Origin of the sequence: Pseudorhodobacter sp., assembly GCF_030452865.1 — a bacterium.
Lineage (GTDB): Bacteria > Pseudomonadota > Alphaproteobacteria > Rhodobacterales > Rhodobacteraceae > Pseudorhodobacter.
This window is the reverse complement of the sequence record NZ_JAKDLJ010000549.1, coordinates 1-1,864: the sequence shown is the minus strand read 5'-3', so window position 1 is coordinate 1,864 and position 1,864 is coordinate 1. Positions and strand designations below refer to the sequence as shown.

Genomic DNA, 1,864 nt, shown 5'->3' with positions numbered 1-1,864 from the left:
CGTATTCGGCGCGTATTTATTGCTGTATTTCGGTATATCTATCTTGGCCCGAGCGGGCTCCACCGCTGAATTCTATACCGCTGGCGGCGGGGTTCACCCCGTTCTGAACGGTATGGCAACCGGCGCGGACTGGATGTCTGCCGCCTCCTTCATCTCCATGGCCGGGATCCTCTCCTTTGGTGGCTATGACGCATCGGCCTATCTGATGGGCTGGACCGGCGGTTATGTTTTGCTGGCGATGCTGCTGGCCCCTTACCTGCGCAAATTCGGAAAATTCACAGTGCCGGAATTTATTGGCGACCGTTTCTACAGCCCGACCGCCCGCATGGTGGCCGTGATCTGCCTGATCATCGCATCGGTGACTTACGTTATCGGCCAGATGACCGGGGTTGGCGTTGCCTTCTCGCGGTTTCTGGAAGTCAAAGCCTCTACCGGCCTTTATATCGGCGCTGCGGTTGTGTTCTTCTATGCGGTTCTTGGCGGCATGAAAGGCATCACCTACACGCAGGTTGCGCAATATGTCGTGCTGATCGTCGCCTATACGATCCCGGCCATCTTCATCTCCTTGCACTTGACCGGTCAATTCTTGCCGCAAATCGGCCTGTTCTCGGAGCATACTGCCTCGGGCATGCCGCTGTTGGCGAAACTTGACCAAATCGTGCAAGAGTTGGGCTTCAACCAATACACAGGCCACACCGACACCACGTTGAACCTGTTCTTGTTCACCATGTCGCTGATGATCGGCACCGCCGGTTTGCCCCACGTCATCGTGCGCTTTTTCACGGTGCCGACCGTTGCCGACGCCCGTTCTTCGGCGGGTTGGGCGCTGGTGTTCATTGCACTTTTGTACACAGTGGCCCCGGCCGTTGGTGCAATGGGTCGTTTGAACCTGACCGACACGATGTGGCCAAATGGTACGAATGCTGATGCCGTGTCCTTGGAAGACATCCAGACCAAGCCTGATCTGGCATGGATGAAAAACTGGGAAGTTACCGGTCTTCTGAAGTTTGAAGACAAGAACGGCGACGGCAAGATCCAGTATTACAACGACAAGTCGAAAAACGAAGCACTTGTTGCCAAGGCTGCTGAACGTGGTTGGGCTGGCAATGAGCTGACCGTGAACAATGACATCATGGTTCTGGCCAACCCTGAAATCGCACACCTGCCGGGTTGGGTGATTGCCCTTGTGGCAGCGGGCGGCCTTGCGGCGGCTCTGTCTACCGCAGCGGGCCTGCTGTTGGCGATTTCTTCCGCCATCAGCCATGACGTGATCAAAGGTCAGTTGAACCCCTCCATCTCGGAAAAGGGTGAATTGCTGGCCGCACGGATCTCGATGTCGGTTGCGATCATTGTCGCGACATATCTCGGCCTGCACCCTCCGGGTTTTGCAGCGCAAACCGTGGCACTCGCCTTCGGTCTGGCAGCAGCGTCGATCTTCCCGGCGTTGATGATGGGCATCTTCTCCAAGCGCATCAACAATTCCGGCGCTGTGGCGGGTATGGTTACCGGTCTGGTGGTTACCATTGTGTATATCTTCCTGCACAAAGGCTGGTTCTTCATTGAAGGCACCAACAGCTTCACTGATGCCAACCCGTTGTTCCTGTCGATCAAATCGACCTCCTTCGGGGCGGTCGGCGCGATCATCAACTTCGCAGTTGCCTATGTTGTGTCCAACGCAACCAAGGCACCGCCGGTTGAAATTCAGGACTTGGTTGAATCGATCCGCGTGCCGAAAGGCGCGGGCGCTGCAACCGGCCATTAAGCAAACCCTTGCGCCCTCCGCCTGTTCGCGGGGGGCGCAAGTCTTTTGATCTGAGGGTGATGGGCAGGATCATGGCGCAAAGCGCGATCATCAGTTTTCTGG

Annotated in this window: 1 protein-coding gene; it reads left to right on the top strand. The window is 56.5% G+C overall.

What is annotated here, in order from left to right; all coding sequences use genetic code 11:
- The first annotated feature begins 19 nt into the window (after nt 1–19).
- On the top strand, nt 20–1,762 hold the full coding sequence (locus L0H65_RS19290) for a sodium:solute symporter family protein (RefSeq protein WP_301460807.1): 1,743 nt from the start codon (nt 20–22) through the stop codon (nt 1,760–1,762).
- Nucleotides 1,763–1,864 lie beyond the last annotated feature (102 nt).